The 17,726-nt window shown below is 63.7% G+C and carries 13 protein-coding genes; 10 read left to right on the top strand and 3 right to left on the bottom strand.

The window, feature by feature from the left end; translation table 11 throughout:
* Positions 1-24: 24 nt before the first annotated feature.
* The 8 genes from AZC_RS00285 to AZC_RS00250 all read left to right on the top strand — a co-directional run bounded on the left by AZC_RS00285 (position 25) and on the right by AZC_RS00250 (position 11,290).
* Positions 25-1,449 carry a mannose-1-phosphate guanylyltransferase/mannose-6-phosphate isomerase gene (locus AZC_RS00285; protein ID WP_043878693.1) on the top strand — a complete coding sequence of 475 codons (1,425 nt, stop codon included), beginning with the start codon at positions 25-27 and terminating at the stop codon, positions 1,447-1,449.
* Positions 1,450-1,541: 92 nt separating this feature from the next.
* Positions 1,542-2,948, top strand: a complete 1,407-nt coding sequence (locus tag AZC_RS00280; RefSeq protein WP_012168587.1) for a cytochrome P450 — start codon at positions 1,542-1,544, stop codon at positions 2,946-2,948.
* A 140-nt stretch (positions 2,949-3,088) separates the two neighbouring features.
* Positions 3,089-4,078 carry a tetratricopeptide repeat protein gene (locus tag AZC_RS24180; RefSeq protein ID WP_081433851.1) on the top strand — a complete coding sequence of 330 codons (990 nt, stop codon included), beginning with the start codon at positions 3,089-3,091 and terminating at the stop codon, positions 4,076-4,078.
* A 266-nt stretch (positions 4,079-4,344) separates the two neighbouring features.
* Entirely contained in the window at positions 4,345-5,322 is a 978-nt protein-coding gene (gmd, locus tag AZC_RS00270) for a GDP-mannose 4,6-dehydratase (RefSeq protein ID WP_012168585.1), read from the top strand.
* A 3-nt stretch (positions 5,323-5,325) separates the two neighbouring features.
* Positions 5,326-6,303 carry a GDP-mannose 4,6-dehydratase gene (locus AZC_RS00265; protein WP_012168584.1) on the top strand — a complete coding sequence of 326 codons (978 nt, stop codon included), beginning with the start codon at positions 5,326-5,328 and terminating at the stop codon, positions 6,301-6,303.
* 168 nt (positions 6,304-6,471) lie between these two features.
* Positions 6,472-7,707, top strand: coding sequence for a class I SAM-dependent methyltransferase (locus AZC_RS00260; protein ID WP_043878692.1), 1,236 nt, complete (start codon positions 6,472-6,474; stop codon positions 7,705-7,707).
* A 98-nt stretch (positions 7,708-7,805) separates the two neighbouring features.
* Positions 7,806-10,166, top strand: a complete 2,361-nt coding sequence (locus AZC_RS00255; RefSeq protein ID WP_081433850.1) for a glycosyltransferase — start codon at positions 7,806-7,808, stop codon at positions 10,164-10,166.
* Positions 10,163-11,290 carry a glycosyltransferase gene (locus AZC_RS00250; RefSeq protein ID WP_012168581.1) on the top strand — a complete coding sequence of 376 codons (1,128 nt, stop codon included), beginning with the start codon at positions 10,163-10,165 and terminating at the stop codon, positions 11,288-11,290. The genes AZC_RS00255 and AZC_RS00250 overlap by 4 nt, the downstream gene beginning before the upstream one ends.
* Before the next feature lie 91 nt (positions 11,291-11,381).
* Here the strand turns inward: AZC_RS00250 and AZC_RS00245 are convergent, their stop codons facing one another.
* The 3 genes from AZC_RS00245 to AZC_RS24175 form a co-directional block, all read right to left on the bottom strand.
* Positions 11,382-12,404, bottom strand: a complete 1,023-nt coding sequence (locus AZC_RS00245) for a hypothetical protein (protein WP_012168580.1) — start codon at positions 12,402-12,404, stop codon at positions 11,382-11,384.
* A gap of 136 nt (positions 12,405-12,540) precedes the next feature.
* A complete protein-coding gene (locus AZC_RS00240; RefSeq protein ID WP_052285811.1) occupies positions 12,541-13,215 on the bottom strand; it encodes a CDP-alcohol phosphatidyltransferase family protein in 675 nt (224 codons plus the stop codon).
* Between the two features lie 113 nt (positions 13,216-13,328).
* A complete protein-coding gene (locus AZC_RS24175) occupies positions 13,329-14,729 on the bottom strand; it encodes a glycosyltransferase family 4 protein (RefSeq protein ID WP_012168578.1) in 1,401 nt (466 codons plus the stop codon).
* 343 nt (positions 14,730-15,072) lie between these two features.
* Here AZC_RS24175 and AZC_RS00230 point away from each other — a divergent pair, with 343 nt between their 5' ends.
* Positions 15,073-16,401 carry a glycosyltransferase family 4 protein gene (locus AZC_RS00230; protein ID WP_244421770.1) on the top strand — a complete coding sequence of 443 codons (1,329 nt, stop codon included), beginning with the start codon at positions 15,073-15,075 and terminating at the stop codon, positions 16,399-16,401.
* A 187-nt stretch (positions 16,402-16,588) separates the two neighbouring features.
* Complete coding sequence (locus AZC_RS00225) at positions 16,589-17,668, top strand: hypothetical protein (RefSeq protein ID WP_148209771.1); 1,080 nt, start codon at positions 16,589-16,591, stop codon at positions 17,666-17,668.
* Positions 17,669-17,726: the final 58 nt, after the last annotated feature.

The raw sequence follows: 17,726 nt of genomic DNA, 5'->3' as shown, positions 1-17,726 counted from the left end.
AAATACAGACTGTAGGGGCCTTTGATGGTGTCGCGACACAAAATCGTGCCTGTGATCCTTGCGGGAGGAACCGGCACCAGACTGTGGCCACTGTCGCGCCAGAGCTTACCCAAGCAGTTCATCGCGCTCGTCTCGGAAAATACGCTCTATCAGGACACCCTGTTGCGTGTCGCCGAGAGCGACGTGTTCCTGCCCCCCGTCGTCATCACCGGGACCGACTTCCGCTTCTTCGCCAAGCGGCAGGCTGCCGAGATCGAAATCCATCCGACCGTCCTGCTGGAGCCCGTGCGCCGGGACAGCGGCCCCGCGCTCCTCGCGGCCGCCGCTTATGTGCGCGACCAGCACGGCCCCGAGACACTGGTGCTGGCCCTCGCCGCCGACCACGTGGTGTCCAATCCAGACGCCTTCCGCGCCTGCGTGAACAGCGCGGCCGAAGCCGCATCCAAGGGCCATATCGTCACGTTCGGCATCCGTCCGCAGGGCCCCAGCACCGCCTATGGCTACATCAAGCCCGGCACCGTGGTGGAGGGCACCGATGCGGCGCTCGTGGACCGCTTCGTGGAAAAGCCGGACGCCGAGACCGCGGCCCGCTATGTGGCCGATGGCTATCTCTGGAACTCCGGCAACTTCCTCTTCCCCGCCGGCCTGATGCTGGAGGAAGGGGCGCGGCTCGAGCCCGAAATGACCGCGCACGCGGAGGCCGCCATCGCCAAGGCGAAGCCGGACCTCACCTTTCTCAACCTCGACAGCGCGGAATTCTCCGCTTCCAAGGCCATCTCCATCGATTTCGCGGTGCTGGAACACACGCAGGCCGCGGCGGTGGTGGCCGGCGACTTCGGCTGGTCCGACATCGGCGCCTGGGACGCGGTCCATGACGTGAATGCGCAGGACGCGCATGGCAACGTGACCCACGGCTCCGTCTCGCTGATGGATAGCCGCAATTCCTACGTCTATACGGACGGCAAGCTGGTGGCCGGCATCGGCCTCGACGGCATTTCGGTGGTGGCCACCGACGACGCCATCCTGGTGATGCCTTCCGAGCGCAGCCAGGACGTGAAGAAGCTGGTGAGCGAGCTCAGCTCCGCCAAGCGGAACGAGGTGAACGAGCACCTCAAGATGCACCGGCCCTGGGGCACCTACCAGACCATCTGCCGCGGCGACCGCTTCCACGTGAAGAAGATCGTGGTCGAGCCGGGCGGCAAGCTCTCGCTCCAGAAGCACTATCACCGCGCCGAGCACTGGGTGGTGGTGCGCGGCACCGCCGAGGTGACCGTGGACGACAAGGTGTTCACGGTGAACGAAAACGAATCCACCTATCTGCCCTGCGGCAGCGTGCACCGTCTGGCCAACCCAGGCCGCATCCCGCTGGAACTCATCGAGGTCCAGACGGGCTCGTACCTCGGCGAGGACGATATTGTGCGGCTGGAGGACGTCTACAGCCGCCAGTGACCTTTTCCATCCGCACGGCCTTATTGGTGCCGTGCGGATGGGCGAAATCACCCACCATCGCCGGTCCGAGGCCGGGGATCTGAAACGGACCCATGCTGCAGCTCTTGCAAAAGCCGGCGCCGATCCTGGAAGAGCGGGGACCAGACTGGTTCGCCCCCGCCCGTCCGCGTCCGCACGACAAGCGCCTGCCGCCACTCGATCTGATCCTCGCCGCCAAGCGCAACCTGATCTCGCTTTGGCACGTGAACGACTACCGCCCGACCCATGGCGACATGCGCCTGTTCGGCCGGCAGGTGTTCCTCGCCAATTCCCCTGAGACCGTGAAGTACGTCATGGCCACCCGCCATGACAATTACGAGCGAAAGAGCCCGCAGATGCGTCGGGCGCTGGAAAATCTGCTCGGCGACGGCCTCTTCATCTCCGACGGCGAAACCTGGCGGCGGCGGCGGCCGCTGGTTAGCGACATCGTGCACAAGAACCGGGTGCCGGCCTTCGGCCTCACCATGGAAGCGGTGACGCTCTCCTTCGTGGAGCGCTGGCGCGCGCGCCCGGCCGGGGAACCCTTCAACGCACTCACCGAGATGGCGGAGCTCACCGCCGAGATCATCTCGCGCGCCGTCTTCGGCAACGAACTGGGCGCGCGAGCGGCCCATGACGTGGTGGACGCCTTCACCCGCTATCAGGGTCTCATCGACAATTTCAACATCGGCTATTTCCTCGGTGCCAACGAGGGCCTGCCAGTGTTCCGGGGCCCGCGCCTGCGCCGCTCGGTGGCCCAGCTCGACCGGGTGATCGACAAGGTGGTGACGGACCATCTGGAAGGGCGCGGCGAGCATGATTCCATGCTCGATCTGCTGGTGAAACGCCAACAGAAAAGCCCCGACCTCGGCCTCGACGTCTCCGCCCTGCGCAACGAGGCGGCGACCATCTTCATGGCCGGCCACGAGACCACCGCCGGCGTGCTCACCTGGGCCTGGTATCTCATCTCCAACGCGCCCTGGGTGGAAGAGGCTGTGCTGGCGGAACTCGACCGCGTCTGCGGCAGCCGCACGCCCACCGTGGACGACGTGGCGCAGCTCGACTGGTGCCGCTCGGTCATCGAGGAGACCCTGCGCCTGTATCCGCCGGTGCCCATCCTCGCCCGGCAGGCGAAGGACGCCGACACCATCGCCGGCATCGACATCGACCCGGCCGCGCTGGTGGTGGTGGTTCCGTGGCTGCTGCACCGCTCCGAGGGCCTGTGGGACCAGCCGGAGCGCTTCCGCCCCGAGCGCTTCCTCACCGACCGCCCGACGCCCTACACCTACATTCCCTTCGCCATAGGCCCGCGCATCTGCGCCGGCCTCGCCTTCGGACTGACGGAGGCGATTCTGTGCTTCGCCATCCTCATCCAGCAGTTCCGCATCCGCGTCCTTCCCGGCACCAAGGTCGAACCCGTCAGCCGCCTCACGCTGCGGCCGGCAGGCGGCCTGCCAGTGACAGCGGAGAGGCGTGTATAACCAAACAAATCCGGACAACCTGGCCGGCGGGATGACAGAATAAATAAGAGTAAATTAATTCAAAGCGCGATAGCTCTCCAATCTGACTCCGCAGCGACAGCAACCAGACAGATCTACGAACGGTGGTACCGAGCGATATCATGATTGGGAATATCATCAGCCACCTTTCACCGAAGAGGGTTTTCGCGGTCCGGCATCTACGCGCAGCTGACGCAGCCAGGGACGCACAGAACTGGGCGCTGGCAGTTGCTGGCTATCGAGCTTACCTCGACCTGATGCCCCAGGACTGGGGCATCCGCGTTCAACTTGGGCATGCTCTCAAGGAGAGCGGCGATCTTCGGGCTGCGGAGGCTGCTTATTCGGCAGCCGCGACGGGAAACCCGTCAGATGCGGATGTTCTCATTCACCTCGGGCATCTGCTGAAGCGCCTGAACCGCCCCGCCGAGGCGCGCACGTTCTTTGAACGCAGCGTCGCGCTCCTCGAAGAGAATGCCAACCTGCCCGGCGGCGACCGCCTTTTGCAGGCCGCGAAGGAGGGCCTCGCATCGCAAGCGCTGGCGACGGCCGATGCGGCCCGCGATGCAAAAAAGTGGCGCGACGCGGCGGAGCATTATCGCACGTATCTGGACGCATTTCCCGGCAACCAGGCGATTTGGATCCAGCTCGGCAACGTGGCCAAGGAAGCGGGCGACTTCAGCACGGCGGATGACGCCTACAGCAAGGCCATTGCGCTCGACGCAACCAATTATGAGCCGCACCTGCAACAAGGCCATCTCCTCAAGCGGCTTGGGCGGCCGGACCAGGCGAGACGCGCCTATGTGCGTGCAAACGAACTGGGTGCGGGATGGCTGGCGCAGACGGAATTGGCCCGGCCCGGCGAACATCCCTCCGAGGGTGCCCCCACCCAGCCGCCCGCTCCGGCGGACGCCGCCACTGCTGAACTCCGGAACGCTGCAGATGCCGAACTGCGCAGCCGGAACTGGATAAAGGCTTTCGAGACGTATCAGCGTTACACCTCCGCCAACCCGAGCGACAAGGAAGCGTGGTTGAACCTCGCTAAAACCTTGACCCATATCGGGCGCTATCGGCTGGCAGAGGACGCCAGGATGAGAGCAGAACGGCTGGCATGATGCGCGCGCAACGTCCGTAACCGAGCGGTCGCGCGGCATCCTGCTCCGACGATCGGGCACGTGACACGAGAATGGGCCGACCTCTGGTTAGATGACCATGTTTGGAAGGCTCGCGATAAGGAACCGGAGAAACCTTGAGGCCACCCATGGTCTTTAGGCAAGTATCTCTCAGGCCGAATGCTTTCGTTCGAGCTGGGATATGCGCTCCGGGGTATACAGGGCAACGGCCCTCAGCTATGCAATGGCTGTGCATTTTGGGGATTTGAATGACCAAGCGTGCTTTGATCACCGGTATCACAGGCCAGGATGGTGCCTACCTTTCCCAGTTCCTGCTGGAAAAGGGATATGAGGTGCATGGAGTGGTTCGCCGCTCGTCGCACCTTGGGGTGGCAGATCACCGCTTGCGCTGGCTGGGCGTCGAAAAGGACGTCGCCATGCTGGATGGCAACCTGTCCGACCTTTCCAGCCTCATCCGGCTGGTGGAGCAGGTGAAGCCGGACGAGGTCTACAACCTCGCGGCCCAGTCGTTCGTCGCCTCCTCCTGGCAGCAGCCCATCCTGACGGCGAACATCACCGCCGTGGGCGTCACCAACGTGCTGGAAGCGGTCCGCATCGTCGCCCCGCAGGCGCGCTTCTATCAGGCCTCCTCCTCCGAGATGTACGGCAAGATCCAGGAAGCCGCGCAGAGCGAGACCACGCCCTTCTACCCGCGCTCGCCCTATGCGGTGGCCAAGCTCTATGGCCACTGGATCACGGTGAACTATCGCGAGAGCTTCGGGCTGCACGCCTCCTCGGGCATCCTGTTCAACCACGAAAGCCCGCTGCGCGGCATTGAGTTCGTGACCCGCAAGGTCACCGACGGCGTCGCCCGCATCAAGCTCGGCCTCGAGAAGGAGCTGCGCCTCGGCAATATCGACGCCAAGCGCGACTGGGGCCATGCCAAGGATTACGTCCGCGCCATGTGGCTGATGCTGCAGCAGGACGCGGCCGACGACTATGTGGTCGCCACCGGCACCACCACCACCGTGCGCGACATGTGCCGCATCGCCTTCAGCCATGTGGGCCTGAACATCGACGATCATCTGGTGATCGACCCGGCCTTCTTCCGCCCTGCGGAAGTGGACGTGCTGCTCGGCAATCCGGCGAAGGCGAAGGCCAAGCTCGGCTGGGAGCCCCAGATCACGCTCGACCAGATGATCCGCGAAATGGTGGATGCCGATCTCGCTCGCCTGAAGCGGGCGTGATCCATGCCGGGCAATCCCGTTCTGCTCCTGGTCGGCGGGACCGGCTTTGTCGGTGGTCATTTGGCACCCGCTCTCGTTGCCGCGTTCCCGCGGCACCGCAGGGTCATGTTGAGCCGCGGTGAAGCAAGCGCGCGGCCCGACTGGGAGACGCTGGAGGGCGACCTCTCCGATGCGGTTGCGATGGATCGGATCGTGGCCGAGCTGCGGCCGGAGGTGGTGATCCATCTCGCGGCGCAGGCGTCCGTGGTCAGTGATCCCAACGCGACCTGGGTTGTGAACTGCGGCGGCACCTTCAATCTGGCCCGCGCCGTCGCACGCCACGTCCCCCGAGGGCTCTTCTTCTTCTCGTCGTCCGGCGAGATTTATGGCGAGAGCTTCAACGACGGTCCGGCTCGCGAAGATACCGCGCCCAGGCCGATGAACGCCTATGCCGGTTCAAAGCTGGCGGCGGAAGCCGTCCTGCGCGCGCTGCTCCCGCAGGAATGGCGGCTCGTGATCGCACGGGCCTTCAACCATACGGGGCCGGGACAGGACGAGCGGTTCGTCCTGCCCTCGTTCGCCGCCCAGATCGCACGGATCGAAGCCGGGCAGATCGCTCCGCGGATCCGTGTCGGCAACCTCGCCGCCGAGCGCGACTTCCTGCATGTGAAGGACGTCGTGGCCGCCTACATCGCGCTGCTGCACTATGAGGGGCCGGAACGGCGGATTCTGGTGAATGTCGCCTCCGGCCACGTGTACGGCATCTCCGACCTGCTGGAGCGGCTGCGTGGGAGCGCACGGCGTCCGTTCGAGGTTGAGATCGACCCGGCCAGGATGCGTCCGTCGGACATTCCCTGTGCTGCCGGTGATCCCTCCCTGCTCAAGCAACTGGTGAACTGGACGCCCCGGCATTCCATCCAGGAAACGCTGGATGAGTTGCTGGATTGGTGGCGGGCGGCGGTCCTCTCGGGCAGGGGCGAAGGCGTCAGCACCAATCATTAGGTTGGATCGCTACGGCGATCTGGTGAACGACAGTATTTCCGAGGGCTGCGATACGACTGTTCCCGACCTTAAGGATCGGATCGTTGTGGAAACGGCCTCAATTTTGATCAAGCGCTGGATGTTGTAAGGAACGACACGTCACACGCGCGCACCTGAGGGAAAGATGTGATGAGCGAGGCTTACAGGAAGATTGATGGGTGCCGTGTGAGCGGCTCCAAGAATCTCGTCACGGTGCTTCAGCTGGGCCATCAGGAGCTGACGGGCGTGTTCCCGGCGCCGGGGCAAGCCGTGACCTCGGGCCCGCTGGACCTCGTCTGGTGCCCCGACAGCGGCCTGCTCCAGCTCGCCCACACCTACAACTCCTCCGAGATGTATGGCGAGAACTACGGCTACCGCTCGGGTCTCAATGCCTCGATGGTGCGCCATCTCACGCAGAAGATCGGCTTTCTCGAGAAGCTCTCCGGCGTGAAGCCCGGCGACGTGGTGCTGGATATCGGCTCGAACGACTGCACCTCGCTCAAGGCCTACAGCACGCAGGGCCTGAAGCGCATCGGCATCGACCCGACGGGCGCCAAGTTCCGCCAGTATTATCCGGACGATGTGAAGCTGGTGCCGGATTTCTTCTCCGCCGCCAACTTCCGCTCGGTGAGCGACCAGGCTGCGACCGTCGTGACTTCCATCGCGATGTTCTATGATCTGGACGATCCGATCGCGTTTGCCCGCGACATCGCCTCGGTGCTGGCGCCCAACGGCATCTGGCACTTCGAGCAGAGCTACATGCCGGCGATGCTGCGGACCACGTCGTACGACACCATCTGCCACGAGCATCTCGAATATTACAGCCTCGGTGTGGTGAAGCTCATCGTGGAGGCCGCCGGGCTGAAGCTCATCGACGTGCAGATGAACGGCGTAAACGGCGGCAGCTTCGCCGTCACCGCCGCTCCGAAGGGCTCGACCCTTCCGGCGAACGAGGCGGTCATCAACTGGCTGCTCGAGCAGGAAGACCGCATGGGCCTGAACACGGTTCGCCCCTTCCGTGAGTTCGAGGACCGGGTGTTCCGCCACAAGGCCGACCTGACGCGGCTGCTGAAGGCGCTCGCCGCCGACGGCAAGAAGGTCTTCGGCTATGGCGCCTCGACCAAGGGCAACGTGACGCTCCAGTTCTGCGGCATCACCACCGCCGAGATGCCGGTGATCGCCGAGGTGAACCCGGACAAGTTCGGCAAGGTCACCCCCGGCACGCACATCCCGATCGTCTCCGAGGCCGAAGCCCGCGCCATGAAGCCGGACTACTTCCTCGTCCTGCCGTGGCACTTCAAGGAAGGCATCCTGCAGCGCGAGCAGGAATATATCGCCAAGGGCGGCAAGTTCATCTTCCCGTTCCCGGAAATCGAAATCGTCTGATTTCGCCAGCGATGTGACCAGAGGTGCCGCCGGAAACCAAGCCGGCGGCACCTGCTTGTTCAAGAGGCAGACCTATATCTGTCCTGTCAGAGGCTCTCATGTCAGCAACCCATCCCGTCGCCATATATGTTGATGCCAGAGCACTTCAGGACCCGGATTACCGTTTTCGCGGAATAGGGCAGCATGCCTCTTCATTGTTGGAAGCTCTCCGTCGCCGCTCATGGAATGGTCCCCGGCCCCGCCTGATCGCCGTGGTCGATGTGGCGCGGGAGCCATTGCACGATCAGCATCGACGCATCTTCGACGAAGTGACCAGCCGGACGTCGCCCTCGAACATGGGCTCACGTAAAGGAGCGGTGTGGTACATTACGCTTTCGCCCATGACTCACGACCCTGTTTGGGCGAGGCATTTTCTCGAAGATACATCTATTTACAGAATATGCCTGTTTTATGATCTCATCCAACTTCAGTACCCGGAGCGCTACCTTGCAAATGCCAAGGCTCGCACCGAATTCCTGATCTGCCTGTCTTGGCTGAGCCGTTATGATGCCTTTGCCGCGATCTCACAGTTCACGGCGGATGAACTGATCGCACGCGTCAAGGTGCCAGCTGGCAAAGTCTTCGTTTCGCACGTTGCTGTTCGCCAGTCGCTGGAACCCGAGGTAAACGAAGCGCCTCTGCCGCGATCAGAACGCCGATGGATCGTTGTTGCGGGAGGCGGCGACCCTCGAAAGAACGTGGAGTGTGCGATCAGGGCCCATGCACGCTCCGCAAAGCTTGCCGAAGCCGGGATCAAGCTCGTCATCTTCGGAAACTATCCCGAAACGATGCGCGCAGAGTTCCGCTCGATCTACGCCGAAGAGGGAGGCACGTTCAAGGATCTGCAGTTCCTCGCGCATCAGACGGACTCCGAACTGCACAACATCTACCGGCAGGGACTGGCGACCGTCGTGCCCTCTCGCGCGGAAGGCTTTTCTATCCCGATCATTGAGAGTAGCGCTGCCGGTACCCCCGCTCTTGCTTCCGACGTCGGCGCCCACCCGGAACTCATTCGGGATGCTGCGTGGCGGTTTGACCCCGATGATCCGGAAAAGCTTCAGGCGCAGCTTGAGAAACTCGCACTGGATCCTGTTGCCTGGACCGAGCTTCAGACCGAGCAGCGCGATCTCTGGCAGGGATACAGGGAACGGATTATCGGTCAGCGCTTCATAGATGGGATACTTGAACGGCAGCCAGCCCAGCTCCCTTCAGCCGCTGTACTGCGCAAGGCGAAGCCCAAAATCGCTATACTCACTCCGCTCCCGCCAGCGCATTCGGGCGTCGCGGATTATTCTGCCTATACACTGCGCCCGCTCAAGGCGGTCGCCGACCTGCATATGTTCACGCAGACCCCGGGCGCCTTTTGGGAAGAAGGCTGGGCCGGTCTGGGACGTGTCTCCGATCTGAAATTCCGGTCGGATCGCTTCGATGCCGTGATTTCGATCGCGGGCAATTCGGACCATCACTCCGAGATCATTGATTATCTGCTGGAGAATGGCGGCGCCTGCATCGCCCATGACGCACGGCAGCTCGATTTCTACATGCACGTCAAGGGTGCTCAAAAGACAGTTGAGCTCGCCTCCGCCGAAATGGGTCGACCGGTAAGCCTTTCCGAGGTTACGACATGGCTCCAGAATCAGCGCAACCTGCCGGTGTTATTTCTGTCTGAGATTGTTCGGGCCGCAAATCCGACGATTGTCCACTCTCCGAAGACAGCCGATATCATCGAGCAACTCTACGGTACCAAGGTTAAGGTCCTGCCCTTCGCTCAGTATCGAGACCTCCCGGCAGATATTCTGGAAACGTCATGCCGCGAGAGCGCGCGTCGGAAGCTTGGAATTCCGTCAGACGAGGTGGTCCTCACGACATTCGGCGCGGCGGGAGCGACCAAGGGGCTCGAGGCCCTCATACCGACCCTGGGTATGCTGCACCGTTGGGGTGTCAAGGCGCGTCTCGTATTCTGCGGAGAAGCCCAGATGGGCTTCTTCCAGCACATTATCGATGCGGCCACGCGCATCGATATCGAGCCGTACCTGACATACTTCGACAAGCCTGTCTCTGAAGAGACCTATGTGGATTACCTTGCTGCATCGGATATCGGAATCCAGCTACGCGAATACTTCATGGGTGGACTGTCGGGTGCTCTCAACGACTGTATCGCAGCGGGTCTGCCATCAGTTGCTAACACGCATCTGGCGGAAGCGATGAACGCACCCGGTTACGTCCGCCGCGTCCCGGACGGACTGTCTCCGGTGCTGATTGCGGAGGCCGTGATGGAGCTGCTGGAGCAGGGAATCCATTTGCGCCGACCGGCCGAACAGGCTCGTGCCGCCCATGCAGAACGGCAGCCGAAGGAATATTGCAGGCAGTTGTTGGCAGCGCTCGGCATAGATGCCGGCGCGCTGAGTGCTAATCGATGAAGACCGTCTTTCTCGATATCACCGAACTCCGCGGCAATCCCGTCCGAACCGGTATACAGCGGATGGTGCGGCAACTTCTGAAGGCGTGGCCCACCGATGTTGAGGCTGTGCCCGTGGTCTATGACAGCGTACGGGAGGCTCTGCGTATTATATCGCAGGAGACCGTTGAATTTCTCATCGAGTCCGGCGACACGCCGAGTATGCCGCTTCGCGACGCCGTGGATCAGGTCAATTTTCTTGATGACCCGGCACGGTCTCCGACCGTTACCCTTAGAGAGGGCGACAAGGTTCATATTCCTGAACTGTTTTTCGATGAGAAGCGGACGGTTTTTCATCGAAAGGCGATCGCATCTGGCGTCGACCTGTCCGTATGGATTCCGGATTTTATACCTTGGCTTCGCCCCGAATGCTTCCCGCGCATTCCCTCGTTTCATCCCTATATGCACTACCTTTGGCTGGTCTTCGAAGCGCGGAAGAGAGCTTTCATAAGCGCTGCCGTGCGTGATGACTTCGAGTGCCGTATTTATCGGCGGCCCTCTCAGGGCACCATCGTCACAGACCTTGGGGCGGATGCGATCAATATCGGTCAGCAGACCTTCAATGCCGACCGGAAAGATCTGATCTTTCTGGGCACACTGGAGCCCCGTAAGGCCCAGCACGTCGTGTATAACGCTTTCATCGGACGTACCCGCCATCCTGACCTTAGGCTCACCTTCATCGGCGCTATTCCCGAGCATGGGATTCCCGCAGACTTCATGCCGTTGGTGAAGTCAAAAAGGCCCGACGTCCGTTTATTGACGGAAGCCAATGACAGTGATGTAGCTGAAATATTCAAGGGCGCCCGTGCGACCGTTTATACCAGCCAAGTGGAGGGTTATGGCCTCCCGCCGATGGAGAGTCTCTACGCGGGCGTGCCGGTCATTGTACGCGACAACCTACCGGCCTTGGTTGGGAAACCGGATTTCGGTCAGCTCCGATTGGGGCGAGGGGACGAGGAAGACATTCGCTCCGCGATCGACATCATCGGCGATGACCAGCGGTGCGCAGCCCTGTGGGAAGACGCAAGGCGCTTCCCCAGCAGGACCTGGCAAGCCGTCGCCCGTCAGATTGCCGACTGGGCCTGAACGACGCGCCCCCGGAAGACCAGCCTGCGTTCTGAAGCGAAAGCGGCTGATCTTCGCGTCTCTTCAATACAAGAGTGCGCCCGGTGACGCTTTAATGCACGCTCTTCTCGCCGTTTGCCTGAGACTTGGCGAGCATCGCCAGTGTGAAGAGCAGCGATCGCAGTTGCTCCGGGGACGATGATTCGACCCCGAGCGGCGGCGCGGCCGGGAAGGCGCAGCCACGCTCCGCGAGATGTTCGACCAGGAGCCCTTCGGCAAGGCGCGTCAGAGGCGCGAGATTGTCCTGCTGGACGGCCGGCGTTGCGGAACCGAGAGCGCCGATCCGGGCACGGAATTCCGGCGAGTTGATCAGCTCCTCGAGGAAACCGGAGAGGGGATATCCGTTCTGGATGGACTGCGAGTAGGCGTTCACCGCCACCTCGCCCACATCCCGCTTCATCAGGGTTTCCAGAACCGTGCCCGCCACGTGCCGCGCCACCGCCGCGCCGGCGATGGCCTGGGGCCCGAACTCGTCCGATGTCACGAGCAGGTGCACCACGCCCGCCGCATCCAGATCCCCGGCCCGCACGGCATCGTCGAGACGATCCAGTTCGTCGGCCTGCGGAGGCCGGCGCAGCAGGATATTGAAGAGCGCTTCCACCCGCGAGCGGGTCGGCCCTGCGAAGATCCAGGGGAATGCCGTCCTCTTGAGGCGCAGCAGGTCGGTATCGACATCCGCTCCGAGCCCCAGGGCGCCATTCTCGGCGATCGCGCGGCAGATGCCCTCCCGATGGGCGAGCAGCGCGTCCGGCTCGGGGAAAATCGCGGCGAAGAGCGCCGCAAAGTCGTCGAGCCGCGCATAGCCGAGGCCCGCGCCCAGCGCAGACAGGGCCGCGCGGTATGTCTCCAATGGCAGCGACGGCTCCCCGAACAGGGCGTCGAACACAAACCGGGCGCGCCCTTCGGCCCCCTTGGCCGCGCTGGTCTGGGCCGGCCTGCCGAGATGGCCGGCGGACCGGACGACATGGCGGGAGAAATCGGAATCGGACAGGGCGCTGACGGAGGAAGAGAAGCGGATACGACCCAGATACATGAGGTCGATCGCACGATCTTCAGTGCCACGCTGGATCGTCATCCTTCACCCTTTCATGCAGAACATGCCTGCCGCAGCAGGACCAATTCACGCCATGGCGCGCATGCGAAGCGCAGGACTGCCGTTTAACACATTTTCGGTTTCGCGAGACGTCCCGCATCCGCCGTGACGGCGTCCCCTACTCCCCTTCGCGCGCCAGTTGCTTGGCTTCCTCGGCGAAGGAAATGGCGAACATCACGGTCAGCAGCACGAAGGTGCCGAGCAGCACCAGATCGCACCAGGTGAAGAGCTGGCCGAACAGCGTGAAAGTCGGCGCGCCTGCGATCAGGATGGTGAGGTTCATCACCAGGATGCCGATGCGCACCTCCGTGGGGCCGAAGCCCATCACCGCCAGGTGGAACTCCCGCCGCACCACGTTCCGCACGAAGACGTAGATGGAACACATGTGGTAGCCGGTCAGCGCCAGCAGCGCCGTGTCGAGCCGCGCATAAGGCGAGAGGCCGAGGCCGGCGGCGATCAGCAGATTGCCGATCACGTCGATGTTCTGGTCGAGGAAATAGCCGTATTTCGGCCGCTGGATGTCGCGCACGCGGGCGAGCGTGCCGTCCATGGAATCGCCGTACCAGTGGATGAGCAGGCCGAAGTTGGCGAGCCACAGGAAGTTCGGCGAGAGGAATGCGGCGAGATAGCCGATGAACACCACCAGCGCCCCGAAGACGCCGAAGGCGGTCAGATGGTCCGGCATCACGAAGGCCGGCAGGCGGGCCGCCATCCAGCGCAGCAGCCGGCGCTCGGGCCCGGCCAGAAAGCTCTCGTGGAAACGCTCGAACAGGCTTTCAGTCGGCTTGGTCACGGACGAACGGACTCCACGCAATCGGACGCCAGATGCGTCCACACCCACCGCTCTTCGCCACGCGGGCCGGCACTGAACAGCATGTGCCCGGAAAACGGCCGCATGACGAGCGGTCAGAAGGAATCGAGCGCGCTGCTCTCGGCGCTCGCGGGCTTGCCGATCAGCGCCCCGCCCGCCGCCGTCGTGCGGCGAGCCACCGGGCCGAGCTGCTTGGCCCGCTCGGCGGCACAAGCCTCGAGGAAGTCCTCGATGCCGCTGAAATAGGTCTCCCGCTCGTCCACCGTGTCCTGGCGGGAGCGCGGATGCACCTGCGGGCGGCCGCCGTCGGCCCAGTGCCGGATGGCGGCATCCCAGGCCAGGGGATCGCGCGGGTCGAGCAGCAGTGCCTGCGCATCCACCACTTCCCGATGGGCGGGAATGTCGGAGGCCATCACCGGCACGCCGAGGCGCATGGCCTCGATGAGCGGCAGGCCGAAGCCTTCCGCGTGCGAGGGCATCAGCAGGGCGATCGCCCCCGCGAGCAGGCGCTTCAGCGCCGGACTCGAGAGGCCGGAGGCCACGTGCACATGCCGGCACATCTGCGGATTGTTGCGCACCGGCTGGAGGATCTCGTCGCACTTCCAGCCGGGCGAGCCGATGATGACGAGGTGCGGCGCCTTCGCCCCGAGCTCGGCCGTGAGCCCGCGCCAGACATTGAACAGCAGCTCGTGGTTCTTGCGCGGCTCGATGGCGCCGCAGATCACGAAATAGGGCACGCCCGCGAGAGCAGGATCGGGCTCGGCCGTGGTGTCGAAGACCCGTGAGAGTGGCAGAGGCTGCGCCAGCGTCATGATGTCGGTGCGCCCGATGCGGGCGAGGGCATCGCGCACGGTGCGCTGGGCGGTCTGCGTCGTCACCAGAAGGCCGGCCGCATGCCGGGCCGTGGAGGCCACCATGGTGGCGTGGTGCCGCACAGAGGAAGGCGACACATATTCCGGCGTGTCGAGCGGGATCACGTCGTGCAGCATGAAGACGGGCGTGACGTCGGGTCGCGCATCCAGCCAGCGCAGGAAGAAGGGCATGGCGAGGCTGATGTGGCCCACATTCACATAGACCGCCCGCTCCGGCACATGGGTGCGCGCGGAATTGCCAAAGGAAAATCCGGTGGCCGCCAGAAGCGAGGTCATCCGCCGCGCCCGCTGCAGCGCGGTCAGCGGTGCGGGCGCCGGAATGGTGGCACTCCCGACACGCTGGCCGGTGAGTTCCGCCACGAGATCGGTCCAGATGGCCGTCTTGTCGCCGCCCTGCCGCTCGGCCCAGAGCTGCTGGAGGCGCACGAGGCCCCGCCGCACGGCGTGGTGGCTGAAGGCGCGGGTTCCATGCAGCGTGGGCATGACGCCAACGCACGGGAAGGAGGACTGGCGGAAGAGGCGGGCGGCGAGGCCGAAGTCCACGCGATCGATGCCGCGCGGGGTCCGGCTGAGCGGGCCGAGAAACAAGCGGGTCACGTCATAGGCGACGGGTACACTCACCATTTCAGATCACCGCCGTCACCCGATGAACATTCCGCAGCGTGATAAGCACCGTTCGACAACGGACGCTGCACGGCACCACAAGAACATTCCGCCACCCCATTTTGTCATTACTGGCAGCATTGTCATCGCGGGGCAACGGCATATTCAGCGCAGGTCGTCGGCGACAGGCGCGGATAGCCTCGCGATCGGTGTGTTCATCAGGCAAGCTAAACATTAAGAAAAGCATCCACTCCGGCGGAAATCTGAAAAACGGGGAGGATGGCGGCACCTGCGGATGCGTGGTTGCCATGCAGCGCAAATCGTGGCGTGCTCCCGGCCGCTTCATCTTGCCAGAGGGTCCCGCATGTCACGTCCCGCCCAGTCGCCCACCGTCATGATCGACGGCTACAATCTGGGGCTGGAGAAAGGGACCGGCGTTGCCACGTATGCGCGCAACCTGAGCTATGCCTGCCGGGACCTCGGCCTTCGGACGGAAATCCTCTATGGCGCGCCCTTCGGGCCGGGCCGCTCGGAGCTGCTGCGCGAGATCTCATTCTTCGATCCCTTCAAGCCCAAGAGCGCGCTGGAATCCGCGCTGCGCACGGCGGGTCGGCTGGTGCCGCGGCCCGGCGGCCCGAAGGCGTTCGAAGTGCCGGTTACCGGCGCCGTCATCCTCGGCTCGCAGCGCTCGCGCCTGCCGCATTTCGATCGCATCTGGAATGCGCCGGACGTGTTCGAGACGGCCACGACCCAGTTCGCCGTCACCAACGGCTTCATGAACGTCCGGGGCCTGCCCCGCACCGACATCATGCACTGGACGTACCCGCTGCCACTGACGCTGCCGGGGGCCCGGAACATCTACACGCTGCATGACCTCGTGCCGCTGCGCCTGCCCTACACCACACTGGACCACAAGGGGCGCTACTTGCGCCTCACCCAGAAGCTGGTTCAGACGGCGGACCATATCGTCACCGTGTCGGAGACCTCGAAGCGCGACATCATCGAGCTGCTGGGCTGCCCGCCGGAGAAGATCACCAACACCTACCAGTCCGCCGAAATCCCGCAGAAATATCTCGACCGGTCCGAGGAAGAGGTGCGGGCGGACATCGAGGGTGCCTTCGGCCTGCCCTACAAGGGCTATTTCCTCTTCTTCGGCGCCATCGAGCCCAAAAAGAACGTCGGCCGCCTGATCGAAGCCTATCTCGGCACGCAGATGGACGCGCCGCTCGTCCTTCTGGGCAATGCGGCCTGGAAGTCCCACGAGGAGCTGCGCCTGCTGAATGACAGCAGCCAGAAATATATCGAGCAGGTGGGTACGCGCACCTTCACGCGCGAGCGGGTGCGGCGACTCGAGTATGCGCCCTTCTCCCTGCTGGTGAGCGTCATCCGCGGCGCTAAGGCGACCGTCTTCCCCTCGCTCTATGAGGGCTTCGGCCTGCCCATCCTCGAGAGCATGCTGCTGGGCACGCCGGTCATCACCTCCGACATCGGGGCGACGGCCGAGATCGCCGGCGATGCCGCGTTGCTTGTGGACCCCTATGATACCGGCAGCATTGCGCGCGCGCTCCGGGCGGTGCATGACGATGCCGATCTGCGCGCCGACCTCGCTGCCCGGGGCCGGGCGCGGGCGGAATTCTTCTCGCTCGCCCGCTATGCGGAGCGGGTACAGGCCATGTACGAACGTCTGGTGTGATGCCGCAACGGAACAAGGGGTTTCTTGCCGTCCTGCTGTCGGACGGTGCGACAGAGCGGGCTCTGGAACGTGCCCCGCTGGACGCCGCCCGTCGCCGGGGCGCCGAGGGTGTGTCGGCGCGCGCTGGCATGCAACCGGCCCCTCTCTGCGCGCGTCCCGCATGGCCTGAGGAGTGCCGGGCCCGGGCATGAGCGAGAAACGATCATACCTGATGTCGGTGTTCGGAACGCCGTCCGCACTGACACGCTGGATCATCAACGTTTCGGTCGCCATCGCGCGGGAAGTCTCCGCGGACCACACCTTCATCGCCGCCGCCTCGCTCGACGATCTGCGCAATTCGTGGGCGGCCAAGAAGTCGGGGTCCATCATCTTCCACAGCGACTCCCCGCGCGAGGAGCTGCGGCGGATCTTCCTGAAGAACAACTATCCGCTGGTCCTCGTGTCCGAGCCCCTGTGGCGCGTCGCCTGCTACTGCATCACCACGCGGCAGCTCGACCCCATCCTCGCGGCGCGCATCACCACGCAGAGCGCCTGCACGCTGTCGACGCTGCAGGATTGCGCGTTCATCTTTCGTGTGTCGGAAGCCAATTATCAGGACCGGGCCGTCGACCTGATCGAACAGCTCCTCAACTTCTACGGCATCGAGGCGTCCGTCTCGAGCCTGCCGGGCCTGCTCGCCGAAATGCGCCTCGCCGACCGGCCCGACATGACCGTGGAGGAGAGCCTGAGCCTCCTCTTCCCGGACTATAACCACGATGCGCAATACCCCCGCTCCAGCCTGGCCGAGGACGCGCGCTTCGTACTGTCGCAATACGAGCCGCTCCTGCGCGATCTGGCGCCGGTGGAATTCATCTGGCCGCCCACCGTCTGCTTCAAGTTCGAGCCGGAGATCGCCTATCTGGACGGGTCGGTTGAAATGGTGGGGGCGGCCCGCATCCTCATCGGCGGCCATTCCCTGTGCCTGCCGCAGGGCCGCTGGCGCGCACGGGTGTTCGTCGAGATATCCGAGAACCTGTCAGGCAACAGACTGCGGTCGGACGTCTTTGCGGAAGATCAGGTTTTCGCGACGGTTACCGCTGTTCTGCCAAAGAGCGGGCTTTTTTATTATGACATCGATTTTGAATGCCAAGACCCTTTTTACCCGATCATCATACAGCTTGCGATAACAGAGGGCGCAATCGAAGGGTGGCTGACGCTTAGGGAGATATCGATCGTCAACGTAGACCTCTATCCGCGAAAATCGGGCCGGCCCGTCCAGGCCGCCTGATCTTGAGACCGACGCAAAGCCCCTACAGCTTCATCCTGATTGAGAAGGCGCGAGTACG

The organism is Azorhizobium caulinodans ORS 571, from assembly GCF_000010525.1.
In the GTDB taxonomy this organism is placed as follows: domain Bacteria; phylum Pseudomonadota; class Alphaproteobacteria; order Rhizobiales; family Xanthobacteraceae; genus Azorhizobium; species Azorhizobium caulinodans.
Note: the sequence above shows the minus strand (reverse complement) of the source record. Positions and strands in the feature narration are given on the sequence as shown.